This window comes from Nocardioides sp., from assembly GCF_014360585.1.
In the GTDB taxonomy this organism is placed as follows: domain Bacteria; phylum Actinomycetota; class Actinomycetes; order Propionibacteriales; family Nocardioidaceae; genus Nocardioides.
The window spans coordinates 1-22401 of sequence record NZ_JACIXG010000089.1 but is presented as its reverse complement, the minus strand read 5'-3'; the positions used below and the strand labels follow the sequence as shown (position 1 = coordinate 22401).

Here is a 22401-nt window from a genome sequence, read left to right as displayed (position 1 = left end):
TTGCCCACTCGACCGACGTACCTGACGCTTCGACCGACCGCGGTGACGCTTCGACCGATCGGGGTGACGCTTCGACCGACGTACCTGACGCTTCGACCGACCGCGGTGACGCTTCGACCGATCGGGGTGACGCTTCGACCGACCGCGGTGACGCTTCGGCCGATCGGGGTGACGCTTCGGCCCGTTCATGTTAGCGTTCACATCGCCTCGAACCCCAACCCGAGCCGTCGGGCAGAAACGGAGCCGTGATGACGCAGCGAGCAGGCCTGCTGCCTGACCTCGAAGAGACCTCGCTCGGCATCGAGCTGGGCTCCACCAACATCAAGGCGTGCCTGATCGGGCCCGACCACGCGCCCCTCGCCACCGGCTCCCACCTGTGGGAGAACGAGCTCGTCGACGGTCTGTGGACCTACTCGCTCGAGGCGGTCTGGGCAGGCGTGCAGGGCGCCGTCGCCGCGCTCGGCGACGAGGTCGAGCGCCGCTACGGCACCCGGCCGACGACCTTCGGGTCGATCGGGGTCTCGGCGATGATGCACGGCTACCTCGCCTTCGACGAGGCCGGCGAGCTGCTGGTGCCCTTCCGCACCTGGCGCAACACCAACACCGCCGTCGCCGCCGCCGAGCTGTCGGAGACCCTCGGCGCCAACATCCCGCTGCGCTGGTCGGTCGCTCACCTCTACCAGGCGATCCTCGACGACGAGCCCCACCTGCCGCGGATCGCCTCGCTGACCACCCTTGCGGGCTACGTCCACCGGGAGCTGACCGGCGAGCACGTGCTCGGCGTCGGCGACGCCTCCGGAGTGTTCCCCATCGACCCCGCCACCGGCACCTACGACCAGCGGATGCTGGAGCAGGTCGGCCACCTGGCCGCCGCCAAGCGGCCGGGCCTGCGGGTCGAGGGGCTGCTCCCGCAGGTCCTCCCGGCGGGCGCCGATGCCGGCCGGCTCACCCCCGCGGGCGCCGCGCTGCTCGACCCCACCGGGTCGCTCCGGCCCGGCATCCCGCTGTGCCCGCCCGAGGGCGACGCCGGCACCGGGATGGTCGCCACCAACTCGGTCGCCAAGCGCACCGGCAACGTCAGCGCTGGCACCTCGATCTTCGCGATGGTCGTGCTCGAGGCACCGCTGGCCACGGTCCACCACGCCATCGACATCGTCACCACCCCGGCCGGTGACCCGGTCGCGATGGTGCACTGCAACAACGGTGCCAGCGAGCTCGACGCCTGGGCCGGGGTCTTCGGCGAGTTCGCCGCCGCTCTCGGCCACCCTTGTGAACCCGACGCGGTCTTCGGCGCCCTGCTCGGTGCCGCGCTGAACGGCTCGCCCGACGGTGGCGGGCTGTTGGCCTACAACTACCTGGCCGGCGAGCCGATCACCGGCCTCGACGAGGGCCGTCCGCTGTTCGTACGCACCCCCGGCAGCCGTCTCGACCTCGCCGGGTTCGCGCGCGCCCAGGTCTACGGCGTCTTCGGCACCCTCGCCCTCGGCATGCGGGTGCTCGCCGACCAGGGTGTCGAGATCGACGCGATGTTCGCCCACGGCGGCCTGTTCCGCACCGCGGGCGTCGCCCAGCGGCTGCTCGCCGCGGCGATCGGCGCACCGGTCGCCGTCGGCCGCACCGCCGGCGAAGGCGGCGCGTGGGGGATCGCGGTGCTGGCTGCGTACGCCCGGACGGCCGCGGCCGAGCGCGACCTCACGCTGAGCGACTATCTCGCCGAGCGCGTCTTCGGCGACATCGACCTCGAGGTCGTCGAGCCGGACGCCGCCGACCTCGCCGGGTTCCGCACCTACCTCGACCGCTACGAGGCCGGCCTGGACATCGAGCGCGCGGCCGTGGCCTCGCTCGTCCCCGGCACCGAGAACCCGAAGAACGCAGCAGAAGGAGACCAGTGATGACGGGCGTACCCGCCACTCTTCGCACCGCCGTCGACGCCGCCAAGGAGCGCGTCGCCGCCCTGCACGCCGAGCTGCCCCGCTGGGAGCTGGTCGTGTGGACCGCCGGGAACGTCTCCGAGCGGGTCAGCAACCCCGACGGCGAGGACCTGCTGGTCATCAAGCCCTCCGGCGTCGCCTACGAGGACATCACCGCCGACGCGATGGTCGTGTGCGACCTCGCCGGCAATCTCGTCGAGGGGGAGCGGGCACCGTCCTCGGACACGGCCGCCCATGCGTACGTCTATGCCAACATGCCCGAGGTCGGGGGAGTGGTCCACACCCACTCCACGTACGCCACGGCCTGGGCCGCCCGCGGGGAGGAGATCCCCTGCGTGCTCACGATGATGGCCGACGAGTTCGGTGGCCCGGTCCCGGTCGGGCCGTTCGCGATCATCGGTGACGACTCCATCGGTCGCGGCATCGTGGAGACGCTGCGGGAGTCACGCAGCCCGGCGGTGCTGATGCAGAACCACGGGCCGTTCACCATCGGCAAGGACGGCCGCTCCGCGGTCAAGGCCGCGGTGATGTGCGAGGAGGTCGCCCGCACCGTGCACATCGCGCGCCAGCTCGGCCAGCCGCTGCCGATCGACCAGAGCCACATCGACTCGCTCTACGACCGTTACCAGAACGTCTACGGCCAGCACTGAGCTGCGCCCTCGAACCTCACCAAGCACTGGAAGGACCCCACATGAGCAAGCCCACAGCGCCGAAACCCTATGGCGACCGCGAGGTCTGGTTCTTCACCGGCAGCCAGGACCTCTACGGCGAGGAGACCCTTCGTCAGGTGGCCGAGCAGTCGCAGGAGGTCGCTCGCGCCCTCGACGCCTCCTCCGACGTTCCGGCGAAGGTCGTGTGGAAGCCCGTCCTGAAGGACTCCGCGTCCATCCGCCGCGCGATGCTCGAGGCGAACTCCGACGACAACGTCCTCGGCGTGATCACCTGGATGCACACCTTCAGCCCGGCCAAGATGTGGATCGCCGGCCTGGACGCGCTCCGGAAGCCGCTCCTGCACCTGCACACCCAGGCCAACGTCGAGCTCCCCTGGTCGGAGATCGACATGGACTTCATGAACCTCAACCAGGCCGCCCACGGCGACCGTGAGTACGCCTACATCGCCACCCGCCTCGGCGTCGCCCGCACCACCGTCGTCGGTCACGTCTCCAACCCCGCGGTCACCCGCCGCGTCGGCACCTGGATCCGCGGCGCCGCCGGCTGGGCCGCGACCCACGGGCTCAACCTGGTCCGCTTCGGCGACAACATGCGCAACGTCGCGGTCACCGAGGGCGACAAGACCGAGGCCGAGCTGCGCTTCGGCGTCTCGGTCAACACCTGGGGCGTGAACGACCTGGTGGCGGCCGTCGAGGCCGTCGACGAGGCCGCCGTGGACGCGCTCGTCACCGAGTACGAGGACCTCTACGAGGTGGCACCCGAGCTCCGCAAGGACGGCGAGCGTCACGACTCGCTGCGCTACGCCGCCCGCCAGGAGATCGCCATGGAGGCGTTCCTGGTCGAGCGCGACGCGATGGCGTTCACCACCAACTTCGAGGACCTCGGAGGCCTGCGCCAGCTCCCCGGCATCGCGGTGCAGCGGCTGATGAGCAAGGGCTACGGCTTCGGTGCCGAGGGCGACTGGAAGACCGCCGTCCTGGTGCGGGCCGCGAAGGTGATGGGCGAGGGGCTGCCCGGCGGCGCCTCCCTGATGGAGGACTACACCTACGACCTCACCCCCGGCGCGGAGGTGATTCTCGGCGCCCACATGCTCGAGATCTGCCCCTCGCTGACCACCTCGAAGCCGAAGGTCGAGATCCACCCGCTCGGGATCGGCGACCGCGAGGACCCGGTCCGGATGGTCTTCGACGCCGACGCTCGCGAGGGTGCCGTCGTCGTCTCGCTCGCCGACATGCGTGACCGCTTCCGGATGACCGCCAACGTGGTCGACGTGGTCCCGCCGACCCAGGCGCTGCCGAAGCTGCCCGTCGCCCGGGCCGTCTGGGCCCCGCGTCCCGACTTCACCACCTCGGCCGAGGCCTGGCTGACCGCCGGCGGCGCACACCACACGGTGATGTCGACCGCCGCCGGGATCGAGGCCTTCGAGGTCTTCGCCGACATCGCCCGCACCGAGCTGCTGGTCATCGACGAGTCCACCACCCGCCGCGGCTTCGCCGACCAGGTCCGCTGGAACCAGGTGTTCTACCGCGTCGCCCAGGGGCTGTAGTCGACGCCGTCGGTTGAGCCGCGAGCGCCAGCGAGCGTGTCGAAACCAACACGGTCCTCTCGAGCGGCGAGGCGACTGTGTTGGTCTCGACACGGATTCGTTCGTTCCTCACGAACCCGGCTCGACCAGCGAATGCGTCAGGGAAGCACCTTCCGGGGGTTCATGACCCCGTCGGGGTCGATCGCCTGCTTGACGGCTCGCAGCAGGTCGACCTCGACACCCGTCTTGTACGCCGCAGCGGCATCCCGCTTGAGCGCACCGATCCCGTGCTCGGCGGAGATGCTCCCGCCGAGCACGGTGACGGCGTCGTAGACGATCCGCGTCAGGGTGGGAGCCTCCCGCCTCAGCGCCGCGTCGTCGCCGACGGGCGCGGAGATGTTGTAGTGCAGGTTGCCGTCTCCGACGTGGCCGTACGTCACCAGCCGCAGGCCCGGCAGCGCTGTCAGCAGCCTCGGCCCGACCTCGGCGACGAACCGGGACAGGGCCGTGATCGGCAGGGTGACGTCGTGCTTGAGGGTCGCGCCCTCGCTCTTCTGAGCCTCGGAGACCCCTTCGCGCAGCGCCCACAGCGACTCGCGCTGAGCGGGGCTGCCGGCGACGACAGCGTCGAGGAGCAGCCCCTGGTCGGCAGCGGCCCCGAGGGCCGACTCGAGCCGTTCGTCGACGTCGGCGGAGGTGTCGGCGAGCTCGACGAGGCCGTACCACTCGTGCCGTTCCGGGAACGGGTCACGGGTGCCGGGAAGGTGGGCGAGGACGAGGTCGACGGCCTGGCGACCGAGCAGCTCCCAGGTGGTCAGCTGCCCGCCGGCGTGCTCGCGGAGCAGCGGAAGCAGTGCGGTGGCAGCAGAGACGGACTCGAGCGCCACGAACGCGGTCGCCCGACGGGGTGTCGCCGGCAGCAGGCGCAGCACCGCCGCGGTGACCACGCCGAGCGTGCCCTCTGAGCCGATGAACAGCTGCTTGAGGTCGTAGCCGGTGTTGTCCTTGCGTAGCGGCCGCAGCCCGTCCCAGACCCGGCCGTCGGGGAGCACGACCTCCAGGCCCAGCACCAGCTCGCGCATCATCCCGTAGCGCAGCACCGCGGTGCCACCGGCGTTGGTCGCGATCGTGCCGCCGATGGTGCACGAGCCCTCCGAGCCGAGCGAGAGCGGGAACAGCCGACCGGCGGCCGCGGCGGCCTCCTGGACGGTGGCCAGCGGCGTACCTGCCTCGACGGTGAGCGTGTCGGCGACCGGGTCGACCTCTCTGACGCGGCGCATCCGGCCGAGCGAGAGCACGATCTGGTCGCCGAAGGAGTCCGGGACACCGCCGCCGACGAGACCGGTGTTGCCGCCCTGGGGGACGACACCGACGCCCGCCGCCGCGCACAGCCGGACCGCGGTGGCGACCTCGGCGGTCGAGGCCGGGCGCACCACGGCGAGGGCGGCACCGGTGAAGCTGCCGGTCCAGTCGGTGACGTACGCCGCCATGTCGGCCGGATTGGTCAGCACGGCGCTCTCGCCGAGAGCGGTACGCAGGTCGTGGACGAGGTCGGCGCTCATGGTTCTCCTTCGGTCGGTGGGGATGCTGCTCGCGGTCACGCCGAGCGCAGCCGGACGTGCTCGGGGCCGATCGCGGCGATGTCGGGGGCGCCGAGCAGACACATCGCCCGCTGCAGCTCCTCGACCAGCAGGCTCAGGGTGGCGTCGACCCCCTGCTGCCCGGCGACCATGAGGCCGTAGAGGTAGGGCCGCCCGATCATCACGCCGTGAGCGCCGAGGCCGAGGGCGGCAGCCATGTCGCCACCGGAGCGCACGCCGGAGTCGAGATACACCTCGGTCTGGTCGCCCACCGCGTCCACGACCGCCGACAGCAGCTCCAGCGGGACCGGCGCACGGTCGAGCTGGCGGCCGCCGTGGTTGGAGAGCACCAGCGCGTCGGCCCCCGCGTCCACACAAGCCGCCGCGTCGGCGACCGAGAGCACGCCCTTGACCACCACCGGGCCGTTCCAGTGCTCCTTGAGCCAGCCGATGTCCGCAGGCCGGATGGCCTGCTCGCGCAGCTCGTTGGACATGCCCCAGCGGCCGTAGTGCGAGCCCTCGGGGAACGTCGCGAACCGCAGCGGCTCGGTGGTCAGGATGTTGGCGACCCAGCCGGGGTGGCGGGCCATGTCCGCGAACGTACGCAGACTCAGCTGGGGTGGGATCGCGAACCCGTTGAGCTTGTCCTTGCGCTTCATGCCGGTGACGGTCGTGTCGATGGTCAGCATGAGCGCCTCGTAGCCCTGGGAGGACGCCTCGGTGATGTGGTCGAGGGTCACCGCCCGGTCCTTCATCAGGTAGACCTGGAACCAGTTGCGCCCCTGCGGGGCCGCGCGGGCGACGTCGGTGATCGAGGTGGTCGCGTAGGTCGAGAGCGTGTAGGGCAGCCCGGCCGCGGCGGCCGCCGCGGCGACCGCCCGCTCGCCGGTGTGGTGACTGAGCCGGGTGTAACCGGTCGGCGCCAGGACGATGGGCGCCGACGCGGGCCGCCCGAGGATCGTCGTACGCACCTCGGGCTCGCCCACCTGGCCGAAGGCCGTGGGGCGCAGCTCCACACGGTCGAAGGCGGCCCGGTTCCGGTGCATCGCGTGCTCGCCGTCCGAGCCGCCGTAGACGTAGTCCCACACGGCCGTCGGCACGCGTCTCCGGGCGGCGCGCTCCAGGTCGTCGACGCTGAGGCACCGGGCCAGCCGGCGGTCGGCTGCTCGCCAGCGGAACGGGCGCGGCTGCAGGAAGGGCGCGAGATCGCGCCATCGGGGGACCTGTCGGGCGACCTGAGATTCGACGGTCAAGCTCTGGACTCCTCATCACTCATCGGATAAGTTCTGCACTTGTAATACAACTTAGCCCATCGAGGAGCACCCCGCCATGGCCGCCGACCGCATCAAGTCACTGAACCTCTCCCACGTCGTCCTCCCTCTCGACAACCCGGTCAGCGACGCCAAGGTGCTCACCGGGCGGCAGAAGCCGCTCACCGAGACCGTGCTGCTCTTCGTCGAGGTGACCACCGAGCGGGGCCTCGAGGGCATGGGCTTCAGCTACTCGAAGCGCGCCGGCGGTCCGGCGCAGTTCGCCCACCTCAAGGAGATCGCCCAGGTCGCGATCGGCCAGGACCCCTCCGACATCGCGAAGATCTACGAGTCGCTGATGTGGGCCGGCGCCTCCGTCGGCCGCAGCGGAGTGGCGACCCAGGCCGTGGCCGCCCTCGACGTGGCGCTCTACGACCTCAAGGCCCGCCGCGCCGACCTGCCCCTGGCCAAGCTTCTCGGTGCCCACCGCGACTCCTGCCGCGTCTACAACACCTCCGGCGGCTTCCTCCAGGCGAGCGTCGAGGAGATCAAGGAGAAGGCCACCGCGTCGCTCGAGGCCGGCATCGGCGGCATCAAGATCAAGGTCGGCCAGCCCGACTGGGCCGAGGACCTGCGCCGGGTCGCCGCGGTCCGTGAGCACCTCGGTGACACCCCGCTCATGGTCGACGCCAACCAGCAGTGGGACCGTGCCCGTGCCCGCCGGATGTGCCGCGAGCTCGAGCAGTTCGACCTGATCTGGATCGAGGAGCCGCTCGACGCCTGGGACGCGGTCGGCCACGCCGACCTCTCGCGCGTCTTCGACACCCCGATCGCGACCGGCGAGATGCTGACCTCGGTGCCCGAGCACATGGCGCTGATCGACGCCGGCTACCGCGGCATCGTGCAGCCGGACGCGCCGCGCATCGGCGGCATCACCCCGTTCCTGAAGTTCGCCACCCTGGCCGCCCATGCGGGTCTCGCGCTCGCGCCGCACTACGCGATGGAGATCCACCTGCACCTGGCCGCGGCCTACCCGACCGAGCCGTGGGTCGAGCACTTCGAGTGGCTCAACCCGCTCTTCGAGGAGCGCATCGACATCCACGACGGCCAGATGTGGGTCCCGGACCGCCCGGGACTCGGCTTCACGCTCAGCGACCAGATGCGCAAGCTCACCGTGGAGACGGCTAAGTTCTCGGCATGAGCGAGCGCCAGCGAGCGACAATCAGGGTCAGGCCGTCGCGTCCGTATCCTTGCCTCTGTCCGACGGAGGCGACGGCATGACAGTCAGTGCCGGGCTCGCCGACCGCGTCGTCTCCGGGATCAAGGACCAGATCCTGGCCGGGGACCTGCCGCCGGGGGCGAAGCTGCCCTCGGAATCCGACCTGGTCGCGACGTACGGGGTGTCGCGGACGGTGGCGCGCGAGGCGGTCACCCGCCTGCGTGCCGAGGGTCTGGTCGAGACCTTCCAGGGGCGTGGTTCCTTCGTGCTGGCGGTGCCGGCGCCGTCGCCGTTCGCGCTGGAGTCCTCTGCGATCCGTACGCAGCATGACGTGCTCGACATGGTCGACTTCCGGCTCGGCGTGGAGTGCGAGGCGGCGGCCCTGGCCGCCGCCCACCACGACGAGCAGAGTGCGCGCTCGATCGAGGAGGCGCTCTCCGCGCTGGCGACCGCGGGTCCCGACGGCGCGGTGGAGGCCGACTTCGCCTTCCACCGCGCGGTCGCCGCCGCGACCGGCAACCGCTTCTACCTCGACCTGATGGACTCGCTGGGTCCGATGATGATCATGCTGCCCCGCACCCGCCTCGGCGACGCCTACTCTCCCGGCGATGCGATCCACGTCGAGCGGGTGCAGCGCGAGCACGACAACATCGCCACGGCGATCCTCACCGGTGACGCCGACACCGCCCGGGCCGCGATGCGGGTGCATCTGGGGGGCACCCGCCGGCGTCTGCGCCAGTGACCCAGCGACGTTGATTCAGCTGCAGTGAGACGTTGCCCTGGCGGGCATCGCGTGAGTCGGCATCGGTATTGGCCGTGGGCTGTGACTGTCGTCACGATTGAGGGATGAACTCACCTGCGAAGAAGTCCCCACCGAGCTCGACGCTGAGCCGTCGTCGGCTCGTCCAAGCAGCAACCGCCGCCCCGCTCGTCGGCGCCGCGAGCGGTCTCACCACAGCCGGCCTCACCTCGTCCGCCGCAGCCGCGACGGCGACCTCCGCGGAGGGTGTCCGCGACGCGATGCTCCGCGCGGCGACCTACATGGACGAGACGGTGTCCTACGAGGGTGCCTACGTCTGGAGCTACCGCCCCGACATGTCGCTGACCTGGGGTGAGATGGAGGCTCGGCGCACCATGTGCTGGGTCCAGCCGCCAGGCACGCCGACCGTCGGTCACGCCCTGCTCGACGCGTACGTCGCGACGGGGGAGAAGCGGTTCCTGGACGCCGCCCGCCGCACCGGCCGGGCTCTCGTCCGCGCCCAGCGGCCCGAGGGCGGCTGGAACTACATCCACGACTTCGCCGGACCGAAGTCGCTGAAGCGCTGGTACCAGTCGATCGGGATCAACGGCTGGCGCCTGGAGGAGTTCCAGCACCTCTACGACAACTCCACCTTCGACGACGCGGCCACCTCGACCGCCGGCCAGCTGATCCTCCGTCTCCACCTGCTCGACCCGCGCGACCGGGGCTTCAAGCGGTCGCTGAACAAGGTGATCGACTTCATCACCGACGCCCAGATCAGCGGTGGCGTCGGCGACGGCGGCTGGCCGCAGCGCTGGCCGGTCGACCCGAAGGCGACGACCGAGATGCCGTGGCCGAAGAAGCTGCCGTCCTGGCTCCCGAAGGACGCCCGCCAGGGGATGGTCGACGGCGACTACACCCAGCACGTCACGTTCAACGACAACGTCCTCGGCGAGAACATCAAACTCATGCTGATGTGCGTCGTCTCGCTCGGCCGCGACGACCTCGTCGAGCCCGTGCGCCGGGCCATGGAGTGCGTACGTCGCATGCAGCAGCCCGCGCCCCAGGCTGGCTGGGGTCTCCAGCACCTCGCCGAGGACCTGGACGGGCGCCCGGCCGGCGCGGTCGCCGCAGGCCGTTCCTACGAGCCGCGTGCGCTGGCAACCCACACCACGCAGACCAACGTCGAGCAGCTGTTCACCTACTTCCAGCTCACCGGGGACCGCTCCTTCCTCGACGGCGTCCCGGCCGCGCTGGACTGGCTGGCGGGCTGCCGGCTGACCGAGCAGCAGCGGGCGGACAACCCGCTGATCGCGAGCCGGACCCACCCCACGTTCGTCGAGCCCGGGACCAACCGGGCGCTGTTCGTGCACCGGTTCGGCTCCAACATCGTCAACGGCGCGTACTACTACGACTACGACCACCGCGAGACGCTCAGCCACTACTCCGGTGGTCGCTCGGTGGCGGAGTCGCGACTGCGTGCCGAGTACGACCGGCTGCGGGCGCTGTCCGACGCCGAGGTCGCCGACCTGGTGGACCGCTCCCCGCTGACTCCGGGGGACTCCTACGAGCTGCCGCCGTTCTTCTCGCTGCACGACCTGGGCCTGCTCGAGCTGCTGCGCGGCACCTCGCACGAGGTCCGCCGGCCCGGCGACGCCGAGGTCGCCCGAGTCGTCACCGATCTCGGCGAGAAGAGCTACTGGCTCTCCGCGGCCGACGCGATCACCAACCCGTTCCGTGGTCCGGGGAGCAAGCACCCCTACGACGGGAAGGCCTACATGAGCAAGCACGTCGGGGACACCTTCGACACCTCGCCCTATCCCGCCGGCAACCCGCCGGCGGTGCCGCCCTACCAGCCGACCGAGGCGCCCCAGCTGATCAACACCGAGACGTTCGTCGAGAACCTCGGCACGCTGATCCGCGCATCCGCCTCCTGACCGACTGAACAAAGAGAACGGGTGGCCCGGCGATCGCCGGGCCACCCGTTCTCCATGGGGCCTGTTGGTTCTTCCTGCTACTTCTGCTGGTGCTCCCCGAGCGGCGTGAAGCAGAACTTGCCGCCCGCCAGCCGCTCCTCGGGCCCCTGCGGGCCGTCGTCGATCGCGTCACCGAGCAGCTCCGCGGCGAAGGCCTCGGAGTCGTCCTGCGGGTGGTAGCCGATGGCCTCGCCGGCCTCCAGCGACCACCAGTTGCGGGTGTTGCGGGAGATGCCCCACACCACCCGGTAGCCGGGCTCGGGAGTGGACAGGCACGCCTCGAGGAGACGGGCGCCGTCCTCGGGTGACATCCAGGTCCACAGCGAGCGGCGGTCCCACGGCTTCTCGAAGCACGAGCCGATCCGCAGCACGGTCACGTCGATGCCGTAGCGGTCGTTGAAGAGGCTCCCGAGGGCCTCCAGCGCGACCTTGCTGACCCCGTAGTAGGTGTCGGGGCGAGGGAAGACGTCCGCCGGAAGCCCGCCCTCCGGTGCGTTCTCGAGGTCGTAGAAGCCGGCCGCGTGGTTGCTCGAGGCCAGGACGACGCGACGGACCCCGGCGTCCCGGGCGGCCTCGAGGACCACCCGGGTGCCGTCGATGTTGGCCGAGAGGATGTCGGCCCAGGGCGCCTCGACGCTGACGCCACCCAGGTGGATGATCGCATCCACGCCCTCGCAAGCGGCGCGCATCGCCGCCTCGTCGGTCACCGACGCCTCGATGACCTCGACGGCCTCGCCCTCAGCGGCGGGCTCGGGACGTACGATGTCGAGGAGGCGAAGCACCCGGCCCTCGCGGGCGAGGCGCGGGCGCATGAGCCGCCCGACGACGCCGTTGGCGCCGGTGATGAGTACGGTCTCGGACATGGTTCCTTCCGGTTGGGTCGAACGGTGGGGGATCAGGCGGAGCGGAGCTCTTCGACGGCGTCGAGGTACTCGCCGAGCTTGGCGCCGTGCTTCTCGATGACCGACTTGGTCGCCTCGCGCCAGGGGGCGATGTCGGCGATCTCGTTGATCTTGACCCCTTCGCCGCGCAGCTTCTCGAGGTCGGACTCGACCTGTGTCTCCCACTTCTCGCGCTGGAACGGGGCGGCCTCGGTGGCGGCCTTCTGGAGCGCCTCCTGGTCCTCGGAGGAGAGCCCGTCGAAGGTGTCCTTGTTGATGAGGAGCACCTCGGCGACGCGCATGTGCCGGTCGAGGGTGTAGTTCGGCGCGACCTCGTAGTGGGAGGCGGAGAGGTAGGACGGCTCGTTGTTCTCGGCGCCGTCCAGCAGCCCGCTCTGCAGCGAGCTGTAGACCTCGCCGTAGGCCATCGGGGTGGGGGAGCCGCCGAGGGCGTTGATGAAGTCGATCTGCACCTGCGACTCCTGGACCCGGATCTTGAGTCCCTTGACGTCCGTCGGGGCGAGGATCGGCTTCTTCGTGGTGTAGAAACTGCGGGCGCCGGGGTCGAAGTAGCCCAGGCCCTTGAAGCCGGCACTCTCCGTCTCGCTGAGCAGCTTCTTGCCGCTCTCGCTCTCCAGGAAGCGCCACAGGTGGTCGGCGTCGTCGAAGAGGTACGGCAGGCTGAAGAGCCCCATCGCGGGTACGAACTCACCCATCGGGGCGGAGCTGATCCGGGTCATCTCGATCGAGCCCATCTGCACCTGCTCGATGGCGTCGGACTCCTCGCCCAGCTGGGCGTTGGGGTAGACCTGGATCTTGATCCGGCCGTCGGTGTACTTCTCGGCCAGCTCGGCGAACTTCTTGTCGCCCAGCGTGGTCGGGTAGTCCTCGGGGTGGGTCTCGGCCAGCTTGAAGGTCTTCGAGCCGCCGCCTCCACCGCTGCCGGCGGACCCGCCGCCACACGCGCTGAGGGCGAGACCGCCGGCGACGGCTGCGGCGCCGAAGGCGCCGGCTTTGAACAGGGAGCGCCGGGCGACCGGCTTGGGGGACGCGGTGTTCATGGTTGGTTCCTTTCGATGGTGACTACTTGGCCGGTTGGTCGGCCCAGATCATTGGCGCTGATCATTGGCCCAGCGCATCGGGGAGGGCGAGGGAGAAGAACGGGACGAAGGTGATCAGCATCAGGACGACGAGCAACGGGATCAGGAACAGAGCGACCGTCTTGATCACCTTCTCGATGGACGTACGTCCGATGGCGCAGCCGACGAAGAGGACGTTGCCGACCGGCGGGGTGATCAGGCCGATGGCCAGGTTGAGGACCAGCATGATCCCGAACTGGACCGGGTCCATGCCGAGCCCGGTGGCGACCGGCAGCAGGATCGGCGTCATGATCACGATCAGTGGCGCCATGTCCATGATCGCACCGAGCGCGAGCAGCAGCAGGTTGATCAGCAGCAGCACCACGACGACATTGCTGGAGATGCCGAGCAGGGCGTCGGTGGCCAGCGCCGGCACCTGCAGGAAGGCCAGGAAGTAACCGAAGGCGCCAGCCGCCGCGATGATGAACAGCACTACGCCGAGGGTGCGCAGCGCGCTCTGCAGGATCGGGACCATCGCCTTGAGGGGCAGGTCGCGGTAGACGAAGAAGGTCAGGATGAAGGCGTACAGGCAGGCGATCGCCGCCGACTCGGTCGCGGTGAAGATGCCGCTGAGGATGCCGCCCAGGATGATCACCGGCATGAGCAGGCTGAGCAGCCCGTCGCTGATGATCTTGGGGACGTCCTTGAGGGGGATCAGCTCCTCCTTCGGGTAGCCCCGCTTGACCGCCAGGATGTACGCCAGGGTCATCAGCGCCACGCCGAGCAGGATCCCCGGGACGATGCCAGCGGTGAACAGGGCGCCGATGGAGACGCCACCTGCGGCCATCGAGTAGATGATCAGGTTGTGGCTCGGCGGGATCATGACCGCCTGGGTGGCGCCCGCGACGGTGACCGCGACCGCGTAGTCGGTGTCGTAGCCGCGCTTCTTCATCATCGGGATGGTCACCGAGCCGATCGCGGAGACGTCCGCGACCGAGGAGCCGGACAGGGCCCCGAAGAAGGTGCTGGCGCCGATGTTGACCATCCCGAGACCGCCGCGCACCCAGCCGACCAGCAGGCCGGCGAAGGCGATCAGACGACGCGAGATGCCGCCGGCTCCCATGATCTCGCCGCCGAGGATGAAGAAGGGGATGGCGAGCAGGGCGAACGTGTCGAGGCCGGCGACCATGCGCTGGCCGACGGTGGTCAGGGGGAGTCCGAGATAGAGCGCTTCGAAGAGGGCGGCCAGGGCGAGCGCCAGAGCGACCGGGACGCGGAGGACGACGAGGACGGCGAAGCCGCCCAGAAGGATGGTGATGGCAAGCGGATCAATAGGCATGATGGGGGCTCTCTCGGCTCTCGGCGGCTCAGTCGAGCTCGGCTGCGTCGCCGGCCTCGACGTAGCGCTTGGTGCTGACGCCGAAGGCCTGGAGGACGGTGTAGAGGATGACCATGACGCCGGCGACCGGCATCATGAGGTAGGAGACGCTGCGGGGGAGACCCGTGCCGGGCAGCGTGGCCATCCGGGCGTCGATGACGAACTGGGTGCCCTGGACGACCAGGAAGAGCCCGAAGGCGATCAGGAGCACCTGGATGCCCCGGTCGATGACGGCCTGGAGCGTCGTCGGGAACTTGTCCACCAGGAAGGTGACCGCGATGTGGGCGCCCTCGCGGAAGCCGATCGCGGCGCCGAGGAAGCCGATCCAGACCAGCAGGATCCGCGCGCTCTCCTCGCTCCAGGTGGGGGAGCTGCTCAGCAGCTCGCGGCTGAACACCTGCCAGAGCACGATCAGCAGCGTGCCGATCAGGCACAGGATGCAGAAGACCTCGAAGACCGTGTCGACCGCGCGCCAGGTGCGCGTGAAGCCAAGTTTCTCGTGTGGTCCAGCGTTCTCGTTGCGTGCGTTCATTCCGACAGTCCGTCCTCGTCGCGGCGGTGGTGGGGGACCTCGGTCGCCTCGGCGAGCAGGTGCTGCCTGTCCGCGCCCGCCAGACCGAGGTGGTAGAGGTGGATCTGGTCGATCCCGGCATCGACCAGTGCCCGCACATGGCCACCGAAGGCGTCCTCGGTGGTGGGCGGGAGAACAGTGACGTACGCGGCAGCCGCCGCCTTTCCGGAGAGCGACTCGACGAGCTGGCGTCCGGTCTCCACCGCGGCCTCGGTGGTCGGCCAGCAGAAGGAGACGACCAAGTCGACGTCGTCGGGCGTGGTCGGGGTCAGGCCCGGGCTGGCTCCGGTGGCCCAGGGGTCGGGCTGGGCGTGCACCGCGATCTCGACGACGTCGGGAGCGGCTTCGCGTACGGCTGCGATGACCCGGTGGCGGAGCTCGTCGGCCACGGCGTGGCGGGAGGCGAGGATCGTGTCGAGGGCCTCGGCGTCCACGGTCGCGTCGGCGGCGTCGGCGCCGGTCGCGGCACGCAGGGCCGCCACGGTGGCGTCGGCGTCGAGCCCGCGGCCGGTCCAGTCCTCGCGGCAGCCGGCGCAGCAGCAGATCGAGAGCAGCTGCTGCGTGGCGGCGTCGTAGGCCCCGTCGGTCTTCTCGTGGTGTCCGCCGTGGCCGAAACCGAGCTGGCCGCACGCCTCCAGGATGACCGTGGAGGTCGCAGTGTCGCGGACGGCCTCGGCGGCCAGGGTCTCCGCGTAGCGCCGGACGTCCTCGTGGCGGGCGCACAGCGCGTAGGGGTAGGGCTCGCCCCAGCAGTTGACGACCGCGAGGTCGGGGTTGGCCTCACCGAGGCGGCTGGAGTGGGTCAGCACGATCCAGGCGGCGACCTCGAACCCGGCGTCGGTCAGGATGGCGGTCGCCTCGCCGTAGGGGTCCTCCGTGGCGACCCAGGTCGCCGGCGGCGGCACCAGCCGGGCGCCGTCCCACGCCTCGGCGCGCACCGGGCGGTAGAGCGCCGCGCTGCGGGCCTCGACGAACCGGTGCTCGGGGTGGAGCGGGGTCGCGGCGCGAGTGGTGTGGTAGGCCGCGGCGAGGGCGACCTTCGAGACTCCGAGACTCCGGGCGCGGTCGGCGAACGAAGGATCGCCGATCACGTCCCAGGGGTAGGCATAGCCGACGACCGGTACCGGCTGTACAGCCTCGGTCTCGCCTGCTTGGATCTGTGTCACCGGTGTCTGCTCCTGGATCGTGGTGGTTCTGTGACTGGGCCCACTTGTGGCCCTGGTCACAGGAGACTGTCAGGATTAGCGATTCGTGTCCAAGCCGAATATCGCATTAGACGATACTTTCAGGGCATTACTGGCGCGGGTCACCAGCGGGACGTGTTCGGGGTGAATCCTGGCTCGATCGAACGCATGTAGACGGTGTCCTCCCGGCGGCGCACGCCGCAGCTGAGGTATTGCTCGTGCAGTTCGCCGAGCAGGTCACGGTCGAGTTCCACACCAAGCCCCGGGCTGGTCGGCACCTTGATCGCGCCGTCGTCGAAGTCGAGCACCCCGGGGCGTACGACGTCCTGGGCCCTTCCCGAATAGGTCTTCCAGGGGTAGTGGGTGTCGCAGGCGTAGGTCAGGTTGGGGGTCGCGGCGGCGAGCTGGACCATCGCGGCCAGCGAGACGCCGAGATGGGAGTTGCTGTGCATCGACAGGCCCATCCCGAAGGTGTCGGTGATGCCGCCCAGCAGCGCCGAGCGGCGCAGCCCTCCCCACAGATGGTGGTCGGAGAGCACGATCTGGACCGCGTCGGCAGCGATCGCCGGTCTGAGGTGCTCGAAGGCGATCACGCACATGTTGGTGGCCAGAGGTACGTCGGTGCGTGCCGCGACCTGTGCCATCCCCTCGATGCCTGGGGTGGGGTCCTCGAGATACTCCACGACGCCTGCCAGCCGCTCGGCGACCCGCACCGAGGTCTCCGGTGTCCAGGCGCCGTTGGGATCCAGGCGCAGCGGCAGGTCCGGGAAGGCGTCGCGCAGCGCCTCGATCGCCGCGCACTCGTCCTCGGGCGGGAGCACCCCGCCCTTGAGCTTGAGCGAGCCGAAACCCCAGCCGTCGACCATCCGTCTCGCCTGGGTGACGATCTGCTCCGGGGTCAGTGCCTCGCCCCAGTCGTCCGCGGGCAGACCGGGATGGCCCGCCCACTTGTAGAAGAGATAGCCGCTGAACGGCACCCGGTCGCGCACCGCGCCGCCGAGCAGATCGCTCACCGGTCTGCCGGCCTCGCGGGCGACCAGGTCGAGGCAGGCGACCTCGAAGGGGGAGTAGACGGTGTCGACCGCGGAGGAGACGTCGAGCATGCCGCCGAAGGAGGCACCGGCCCCGCCGGTCTCCTTGCCGAGCACGTCGATGACGAGCCGCCGCAGGGCGTTGGTGTCGTAGGGATCGGAGCCGGGGAGCGCCTGGGCGACGGCGTCGAGCCGGGCGAGGTGGGTCTCGTCGGCGTACGTCTCCCCGAGACCGAGCAGGCCGGTGTCGGTGTGGAGCTCGACGATCGCGCGCAGCGCCCACGGCTGGTGGACGCCGACCACGTTGAGCAGCGGCGGGTCGGCGAACGCGACCGGCGTGATGACGACCTTGGAGATACGGCTGGTGCTTGGCCCACTCATGCGCTGGGCTTGACCGCGAGGACCGGTACGCCGGCGTCGAGCAGGATGCGCTGGGCGTCGCTGCCGAGCAGAGCCTTGCCGACTGGTGAGCGGCGGCGCAGGCCGATCACGATCAACCGGGCGCCGGTCGAGGCGACCAGCGCGTCGAAGGTCTCCACGATGTCCGCGCCGTGCGTGGTGTGGTCGACGCGGGCGCTCACTCCGGCCTCGGCGGCGCGGGCGACGAGCTCGGCGGCGGTGGTCTCGTCGACGAGGTCGGCATCCACGGTGGCGCTGCGGCGTGGGCTGTTGACGATGACGACGTCGTCGCCGCGTGCGGCTGCCTCGGCCAGGCCGGCCTCGAGCGCCGCCTCACCTACCGGGGTGGGTACGTAGCCGATCAGGATGGTCATGATGTGCCTCTCTCAGCGGGTCGGGGTGTCGACGTCGTCGCGCTCGGTCGGAGCCGGGGCGACGGTGGCGGCCTTGCGCCGGGCCAGGATCGACTTCGCGACCGGCCAGAGCGCGACCAGGACGAAGGCCGCCAGGATGGTGCCCGAGATCGGCCGGGTGAAGAAGCCGGTCGGGTCGCCGTCGAAGATCAGCATCGAGCGGCGGAAGCCGTTCTCCACGATCGAGCCGAGGACGAAGGCGAGCACCATCGGGCCGGGCTCGAAGCCGATCTTCTTCATCAGGTAGCCGATCAGACCGAAGACGATCATCACGAAGATGTCGAAGGTGGAGTTGTTGATCGTGTAGACGCCCAGGATCGTGATCAGCGCGGTGATCGGGGCCAGGATCGCCGGGCGCACCCGCAGGATGCGGACGAAGACGCCCACCAGCGGAATGCTCAGGATCAGCAGGATCAGGTTGCCGATGTACATCGAGTTGATGACGCCCCAGAACAGGTCGGGGCGCTCCTCGACCAGCTGCGGACCGGGTGAGATGCCGAGGATCAGCAGGGCACCGAAGAGCATCGCCATCGAGGCGTTGGCCGGGATGCCGAGGGTCAGCAGCGGGATGAACGAGGAGGTCGCGGCGGCGTTGTTGGCGGTCTCGGGGGCCGCGACGCCCTCGATGGCGCCACGGCCGAAGCGCTCGGGGTGCTTGGAGATGCGCTTCTCCGCGGCGTACGCGGCCAGGGAGGACATCACCGCGCCGCCACCGGGCAGCACGCCCAGCACGAAGCCGATCAGCGAGCCGCGGCCGATGGCGCCGGAGGACTGCTTGATGTCCTTGCGGGATGGCCAGATGTTGGTGACGACGGCGGGCACGTGGGGCTTCCCGTGCCGCTCCTCGAGGTTGTAGAGGATCTCGCCGACACCGAAGAGACCCATCGCGACGACCACGAAGTCGATGCCCTCGGTCAGCTGGAGGCTACCGAAGGTGAAGCGCTCGGCGCCGGTGAAGCTGTCCCGGCCGACCGTGGCCAGCAGCAGGCCGAGCGCGGCGGCGATCATCGCCTTGAGCTTGTTGCCGTTGCCGATGGTGGCGACCAGCAGGACGCCCAGCAGGGCGAGCGCGGCGTACTCCGGGTCGCCGAAGTTGAGCGCCCAGCCGGCGATCAGCGGAGCCACCAGGGTCAGGCCGAGGATCGAGACGGTCGCGCCGACGAATGAGCCGATCGCGGCGATGCCGAGGGCCGTCCCGGCCTTGCCCTGCTTGGCGAGGGCGAAGCCGTCGAAGACGGTGACGACCGATGAGGCCTCGCCCGGTAGCCGGAGCAGGACCGAGGTGATCGTGCCGCCGTACTGGGCGCCGTAGTAGATGCCGGCCAGCATGATGATCGCGGAGACCGGGTCGATGCTGTAGGTGATCGGCAGCAGGATGGCGATCGTGGCCGCCGGCCCGAGGCCGGGGAGTACGCCGATCAGCATGCCGATGAGCACGCCGATCAGGCAGTAGAGCAGGTTCTGCGGTTCGGTGACGAGCGCGAAGCCGTCGAGGAATGCGTTGACGTCCATCAGGCCATGTCTCCTGAAGACACGGCGGCCACGAGCGGCGTTTCGGGCCGATCTGGCAAGGCGTCCGCTGCGAAGGCATCCTGGAGGCTGTCGAGCGGCGGCAACGCAGCCAGATCGGATGCGAAACGTCGCGTAGTGGGCGTGGATTCAGGAGACATGGCCTTAGGGCTCCGCTCAGAACAGGTGGGGCAGCGGGATGCGCAGCCCGTAGAGGAACAGGAAGTAGAACGCGGCGACCGTGGCACCTGCGGTGATGATCGTGCTGCGCCAGGTCTCGCCGCCGAGGAACCTCAGCCAGACGACGCACAGCAACAGCGACGGGATCTCGAAGCCGATCACGGGCATCAGCATGGCCAGCACGATGAAGGTGACCAGGCCGACCGCGGGAAGCACGCTGGAGCGGGTGAACTTCTCGCTGTCGTTCAGTCCGCGGCCGACGACGAGCAGCGCCGCCGCCATCAGGGCGATGGCGACGCTGACCACGAACGGCCACATGCCGGCGCCGGGCTGGCGCAGCGACCCCATGCCGTAGCCGTAGGAGAGGACCGCGCCGCCGATACCGACGACGAGAGCGACGAGCGCACCGATCACCTGGTACGTCGGCCCGCCGGAAGGAGGTCGCTCCTCCTCCAGGTCGTGGGCCACCTCGGCCTGGATCTCGGCCAGGATGTCCTGGTCAGAAGCTGGGGTACGTTCGTCGCTCATCGTCATGCCTTCGTCGTGTGGTCCGCTGTGCCGGTTGCTGCTCAGCCCTGGCCGAGGTCGAGACCGTACTGCTCGACCAGGTCGGCGAAGCGCTTCTTGTCCTCGTCGAGCTGGGCCACCACCTCGTCGCCGGAGATCTCCATCGGGGTGAGGCTGTTCTGCTTGTTGAAGGCCTGGTACTCCTCGGTCTTGAACGTCGCCTGCATCGCCTCGGCGATGGTGTCCTTGACGTTGTCCGGGGTGCCCTTCGGGACGGTCATGAAGCGGTACTGCGAGACCTCGACGTCGAGGCCCTGCTCCTTGGCGGTCGGGACCTCAGGAAGGTATTCCACGCGCTCCGGCCCGAAGACGCTGAGCGGGGTGAGCTTGCCGGACTCGATGTTCTCGATCGCCTCGCCGACCTGGATGCAGGCGGTGTCGACCTGGTTGCCGAGCACTGCGGTCAGAGCCGGAGCGCCGCCGTCGAACGGCACGGCCTCGGCGTCGATGTCGGCAGAGGCGTAGGTCAGGCCGCAGGAGAGCTGTGCGCCGGTGCCGACGCCGGTGGTGGCGTAGGTGACCTTCTTCGTCGCGGCCTTGATGTCGTCGAGCGACTTGAAGCCGCTCTTCGGGCCGGTGACCATGACGTAGTCGTCGCGGGAGACGCCCTGGACGACGTCGAAGTCGGCGAGATCGGTGACCTCGTCCTCGCTGACCGCCAGCGGCGTGATGGCGAACAGGGAGGCGTTCTGGATGGCGATGGTCTTGCCGTCGGCCTTGGCCTTCGCCACCTTGTTGGCGGCGAGCGCGCCGTTGGCGCCTTCCTGGTTGATCACCGGGAAGGAGGCGCCGAGCTCATCGGAGAGGCCCTTGGAGACCGCGCGGCTGATCAGGTCGCTGGACCCGCCGGCCGAGGCGCCGACGTACATCTCGACGCCGCCGGCGGGATACTCCTCGCCGTCACCGCTGCCACCGGTCGTGTTCGAGACACCGCAGGCGGAGAGGGCCAGGGCCGCGACGCCGGCAGTCGCGGCGAGAAGGTGGTTGGTCGTACGCATCGTTGCTCCTAGGTCCGAGTGGTCGGGCCGTTGTGTCGCAATGCGATGGCCCGAGGTCGTGTGACCACCGACACTAAGAGCCCTAGCGATACCGGTCCAAGCCCGTTTCGGCATAGAGTGTTCCACCTGGTGCATCGTGGTCTACCCTGGCGAAATGATCACCCTCGACCAGGTGCGTTCTTTCGTCGCGGTCGCCGAGGAGCTCCACTTCGGCAGGGCTGCCGAGCGACTCCGGATGACCCAGCCACCGTTGTCGCGACAGATCCAGAAGCTGGAGAAGGCGGTCGGCGCGCAGCTGCTCGAGCGCGACAACCGCCGGGTCGCCCTGACCGGCGCCGGAGCGGCCTTCCTCGACGAGGCCTACCGGATGCTCAATCTGGTGGAGAGCGCCGGCGACCTGGCCCGTCGCGTCGACGCGGGCGCCGCCGGTGTGGTCCGGCTCGGCTTCACCGCGGTCTCGGCGATCTCGATCCTGGGCCCCTTGCTGCGCCGCCTCACCGTCGAGGTCCCGGATGTCGAGGTGCGACTCTCCGAGCGGGTCACGCTCGCCCAGGTCGACGGCATCCGCCACGGCGAGATCGACATCGGCCTGGCCCGCCCGCCCTTCGACACCGAGCTGCTCTCCTCACGGGTCATCTCCCGTGAGCCCCTGATGGCCGTCCTGCCGCAGGGACACCGGCTGGCCGAGCTGGACCGGCCGCTCACACCGCAGGACTTCGAAGGCGAGCCCGTCATCGGCTACCACCCCCAGCAGTCACGCTACTTCCACGAGCTCTCCGTACGCTTCCTCGCCAACGCCCACCCCCGCATCGAACAACGCGTCCACCAGGTCCTCACCGCCATGCTCCTGGTCTCCGCCGATCGTGGTGTCGGTTTCGTCCCGGTCTCGGCCAGCTCGCTGCACGTCGAAGGCGTCGTCTTCCGTCCCATCGAGCACGGCGGCGGTGACACCCGCCTGGACAAGGACCCCGAGCGGCCGGTCGAGCTGCATGCGATCTGGGCGCGGGGGTCTGTGAGTCCGGTCGTACGGCGGGTTCTCGATGCGATCATCGAGATGAATCGGTAGGGGCTGGGCCTTCCGGAGGGCTTCGGGGCTGGTCGTCTTGTTGGGTTGGGGCCGCCGACCCGTTATGGATGGTGTTCTCGCCGGTTGCCGGTGTAAAGGACGGCCTTCGGCCGCCGGCTTCGCCGGCAGCTTCGCGGTCCTTGACACCGTGATCCGGCGAGAATTTTGGCTGGTTATCGGGTCGGCGGCGGGGTTTGGCGCAGCGAGTTTGGGTTGGGTGCGGGATTGGGGGCCGGGGTTGGCCTGTCCTGCC

19 protein-coding genes are annotated in these 22401 nt (G+C 69.9%); 7 read left to right on the top strand and 12 right to left on the bottom strand.

Annotation, left to right across the window (positions count from 1 at the left end; all coding sequences use genetic code 11):
- Positions 1–248: 248 nt before the first annotated feature.
- From H5T77_RS21845 to araA, 3 genes are read left to right on the top strand one after another with little or no spacing between them, the layout of a single operon-like run.
- Positions 249–1892, top strand: a complete 1644-nt coding sequence (locus H5T77_RS21845) for a xylulokinase (RefSeq protein WP_292652719.1) — start codon at positions 249–251, stop codon at positions 1890–1892.
- Entirely contained in the window at positions 1892–2581 is a 690-nt protein-coding gene (locus H5T77_RS21840; protein WP_292652718.1) for an L-ribulose-5-phosphate 4-epimerase, read from the top strand. The genes H5T77_RS21845 and H5T77_RS21840 overlap by 1 nt, the downstream gene beginning before the upstream one ends.
- A gap of 41 nt (positions 2582–2622) precedes the next feature.
- Positions 2623–4149 carry an L-arabinose isomerase gene (gene araA / locus H5T77_RS21835; protein WP_292652717.1) on the top strand — a complete coding sequence of 509 codons (1527 nt, stop codon included), beginning with the start codon at positions 2623–2625 and terminating at the stop codon, positions 4147–4149.
- A 137-nt stretch (positions 4150–4286) separates the two neighbouring features.
- Here araA and H5T77_RS21830 read toward each other — a convergent pair whose 3' ends face one another.
- Together H5T77_RS21830 and H5T77_RS21825 are read right to left on the bottom strand one after the other, a co-directional pair.
- On the bottom strand, positions 4287–5690 hold the full coding sequence (locus H5T77_RS21830) for an FAD-binding oxidoreductase (protein ID WP_292652716.1): 1404 nt from the start codon (positions 5688–5690) through the stop codon (positions 4287–4289).
- Positions 5691–5725: 35 nt separating this feature from the next.
- Entirely contained in the window at positions 5726–6961 is a 1236-nt protein-coding gene (locus H5T77_RS21825; RefSeq protein WP_292652715.1) for an alpha-hydroxy acid oxidase, read from the bottom strand.
- Between the two features lie 76 nt (positions 6962–7037).
- Between H5T77_RS21825 and H5T77_RS21820 the strand changes: the two genes are divergently transcribed.
- From H5T77_RS21820 to H5T77_RS21810, 3 genes are all read left to right on the top strand, one after another.
- Positions 7038–8159 carry an L-talarate/galactarate dehydratase gene (locus tag H5T77_RS21820; RefSeq protein ID WP_292652714.1) on the top strand — a complete coding sequence of 374 codons (1122 nt, stop codon included), beginning with the start codon at positions 7038–7040 and terminating at the stop codon, positions 8157–8159.
- A 76-nt stretch (positions 8160–8235) separates the two neighbouring features.
- The gene (locus H5T77_RS21815) at positions 8236–8919 is read left to right on the top strand and encodes a FadR/GntR family transcriptional regulator (protein WP_292652713.1); all 684 of its coding nucleotides are present in this window, start codon (positions 8236–8238) and stop codon (positions 8917–8919) included.
- A 104-nt stretch (positions 8920–9023) separates the two neighbouring features.
- Entirely contained in the window at positions 9024–10853 is a 1830-nt protein-coding gene (locus tag H5T77_RS21810; RefSeq protein ID WP_292652712.1) for a pectate lyase, read from the top strand.
- Between the two features lie 77 nt (positions 10854–10930).
- Here H5T77_RS21810 and H5T77_RS21805 read toward each other — a convergent pair whose 3' ends face one another.
- From H5T77_RS21805 to H5T77_RS21760, 10 genes are all read right to left on the bottom strand, one after another.
- Positions 10931–11755 carry an NAD-dependent epimerase/dehydratase family protein gene (locus tag H5T77_RS21805; RefSeq protein WP_292652711.1) on the bottom strand — a complete coding sequence of 275 codons (825 nt, stop codon included), beginning with the start codon at positions 11753–11755 and terminating at the stop codon, positions 10931–10933.
- Positions 11756–11787: 32 nt separating this feature from the next.
- Positions 11788–12834, bottom strand: a complete 1047-nt coding sequence (locus H5T77_RS21800; protein WP_292652710.1) for a TRAP transporter substrate-binding protein — start codon at positions 12832–12834, stop codon at positions 11788–11790.
- A gap of 61 nt (positions 12835–12895) precedes the next feature.
- Positions 12896–14191, bottom strand: a complete 1296-nt coding sequence (locus H5T77_RS21795; protein WP_292652709.1) for a TRAP transporter large permease — start codon at positions 14189–14191, stop codon at positions 12896–12898.
- Positions 14192–14219: 28 nt separating this feature from the next.
- A complete protein-coding gene (locus H5T77_RS21790; RefSeq protein ID WP_292652708.1) occupies positions 14220–14762 on the bottom strand; it encodes a TRAP transporter small permease in 543 nt (180 codons plus the stop codon).
- Entirely contained in the window at positions 14759–15967 is a 1209-nt protein-coding gene (locus tag H5T77_RS21785; protein ID WP_292652707.1) for a hypothetical protein, read from the bottom strand. Before H5T77_RS21785 ends, H5T77_RS21790 begins: the two co-directional genes overlap by 4 nt.
- A 140-nt stretch (positions 15968–16107) precedes the next feature.
- Positions 16108–17397 (bottom strand): glucarate dehydratase family protein, encoded by a 1290-nt coding sequence (locus H5T77_RS21780; protein WP_292652706.1) that lies wholly within the window; start codon positions 17395–17397, stop codon positions 16108–16110.
- Entirely contained in the window at positions 17394–17789 is a 396-nt protein-coding gene (locus tag H5T77_RS21775; protein WP_292652705.1) for a universal stress protein, read from the bottom strand. Before H5T77_RS21775 ends, H5T77_RS21780 begins: the two co-directional genes overlap by 4 nt.
- A 12-nt stretch (positions 17790–17801) precedes the next feature.
- On the bottom strand, positions 17802–19340 hold the full coding sequence (locus tag H5T77_RS21770) for a tripartite tricarboxylate transporter permease (RefSeq protein ID WP_292652704.1): 1539 nt from the start codon (positions 19338–19340) through the stop codon (positions 17802–17804).
- 174 nt (positions 19341–19514) lie between these two features.
- Positions 19515–20045, bottom strand: coding sequence for a tripartite tricarboxylate transporter TctB family protein (locus H5T77_RS21765; RefSeq protein WP_292652703.1), 531 nt, complete (start codon positions 20043–20045; stop codon positions 19515–19517).
- A 41-nt stretch (positions 20046–20086) separates the two neighbouring features.
- Entirely contained in the window at positions 20087–21082 is a 996-nt protein-coding gene (locus tag H5T77_RS21760) for a Bug family tripartite tricarboxylate transporter substrate binding protein (RefSeq protein ID WP_292652702.1), read from the bottom strand.
- Between the two features lie 154 nt (positions 21083–21236).
- Here H5T77_RS21760 and H5T77_RS21755 point away from each other — a divergent pair, with 154 nt between their 5' ends.
- A complete protein-coding gene (locus H5T77_RS21755; protein WP_179659123.1) occupies positions 21237–22148 on the top strand; it encodes a LysR family transcriptional regulator in 912 nt (303 codons plus the stop codon).
- Positions 22149–22401: the final 253 nt, after the last annotated feature.

Excerpts from the sequence above, each read along its gene's own strand:
- H5T77_RS21845 (WP_292652719.1), top strand. The coding sequence starts at position 249 with ATGACGCAGCGAGCAGGCCTGCTGCCTGACCTCGAAGAGACCTCGCTC.
- H5T77_RS21840 (WP_292652718.1), top strand. The coding sequence starts at position 1,892 with ATGACGGGCGTACCCGCCACTCTTCGCACCGCCGTCGACGCCGCCAAG.
- araA (WP_292652717.1), top strand. The coding sequence starts at position 2,623 with ATGAGCAAGCCCACAGCGCCGAAACCCTATGGCGACCGCGAGGTCTGG.
- H5T77_RS21830 (WP_292652716.1), bottom strand. The coding sequence starts at position 5,690 with ATGAGCGCCGACCTCGTCCACGACCTGCGTACCGCTCTCGGCGAGAGC.
- H5T77_RS21820 (WP_292652714.1), top strand. The coding sequence starts at position 7,038 with ATGGCCGCCGACCGCATCAAGTCACTGAACCTCTCCCACGTCGTCCTC.
- H5T77_RS21815 (WP_292652713.1), top strand. The coding sequence starts at position 8,236 with ATGACAGTCAGTGCCGGGCTCGCCGACCGCGTCGTCTCCGGGATCAAG.
- H5T77_RS21810 (WP_292652712.1), top strand. The coding sequence starts at position 9,024 with ATGAACTCACCTGCGAAGAAGTCCCCACCGAGCTCGACGCTGAGCCGT.
- H5T77_RS21805 (WP_292652711.1), bottom strand. The coding sequence starts at position 11,755 with ATGTCCGAGACCGTACTCATCACCGGCGCCAACGGCGTCGTCGGGCGG.
- H5T77_RS21800 (WP_292652710.1), bottom strand. The coding sequence starts at position 12,834 with ATGAACACCGCGTCCCCCAAGCCGGTCGCCCGGCGCTCCCTGTTCAAA.
- H5T77_RS21795 (WP_292652709.1), bottom strand. The coding sequence starts at position 14,191 with ATGCCTATTGATCCGCTTGCCATCACCATCCTTCTGGGCGGCTTCGCC.
- H5T77_RS21790 (WP_292652708.1), bottom strand. The coding sequence starts at position 14,762 with ATGAACGCACGCAACGAGAACGCTGGACCACACGAGAAACTTGGCTTC.
- H5T77_RS21780 (WP_292652706.1), bottom strand. The coding sequence starts at position 17,397 with ATGAGTGGGCCAAGCACCAGCCGTATCTCCAAGGTCGTCATCACGCCG.
- H5T77_RS21775 (WP_292652705.1), bottom strand. The coding sequence starts at position 17,789 with ATGACCATCCTGATCGGCTACGTACCCACCCCGGTAGGTGAGGCGGCG.
- H5T77_RS21770 (WP_292652704.1), bottom strand. The coding sequence starts at position 19,340 with ATGGACGTCAACGCATTCCTCGACGGCTTCGCGCTCGTCACCGAACCG.
- H5T77_RS21765 (WP_292652703.1), bottom strand. The coding sequence starts at position 20,045 with ATGAGCGACGAACGTACCCCAGCTTCTGACCAGGACATCCTGGCCGAG.
- H5T77_RS21760 (WP_292652702.1), bottom strand. The coding sequence starts at position 21,082 with ATGCGTACGACCAACCACCTTCTCGCCGCGACTGCCGGCGTCGCGGCC.
- H5T77_RS21755 (WP_179659123.1), top strand. The coding sequence starts at position 21,237 with ATGATCACCCTCGACCAGGTGCGTTCTTTCGTCGCGGTCGCCGAGGAG.